Raw genomic sequence first — 597 nt, forward strand, 5'->3', positions numbered from 1 at the left:
CTCCATTTCGGCTGTGATGCCGGCGGTCCAGCCATGTGTGCGAAGCGGCTTCAACATCTGTTGTTCGGCTGCCCTTCGGAGAATATCCATCCGCAATTCGACACCGGTACCACTCATTGCTGCAGCTCCTCAAAGGTGGTTAGAGCGTACATCCGGGCGAAAAAAAGGTGTCGTGCGCATTCACCTTGAGGGAGGCTCTGTTGCCCAAGGTTCGCATTCATCATGATCAGTACATCACCGGCCTCTAGGCGAGCTGTCATGTGTGAGTCTCCTGCGGCCTCGTTCGAGCTTACCGACAACGCAGCGCAAACTGCCGATCCCTCGCCCGCTTCCTTTCGTCCCTGAGCCGGTCCTGCTCACTACCCGAGAGCGGCTGTCGAGTAAGAGCATCGAGCGCTGCAATCCGCGATTCCAGCAAACGGCACTCCAACACGGAAGTGTCGATGTTCATCGCCACGCGACGCTCGTGCGTCGCCACTTCCTGCGCAACCGCGCTGTTCTCCCGCATCGATGCCTCGCGAGCGTGGGGGCTCATGCCATCGGCCAGGTTGATATCCGGCTGCACGGCCACCGCCATGGCGCGCGTTCCGGTGGGGC

At 60.6% G+C, this 597-nt stretch carries 1 protein-coding gene; it reads right to left on the reverse strand.

Translation table 11 applies throughout. The features are described from left to right. Positions 1-289 precede the first annotated feature (289 nt). Positions 290-597 (reverse strand): hypothetical protein (locus tag AC1DTN_RS38495; protein WP_477925459.1); only part of this gene is annotated, 308 nt, incomplete at its 5' end.

The organism is Rhizobium sp. 01T444 (assembly GCF_056398305.1).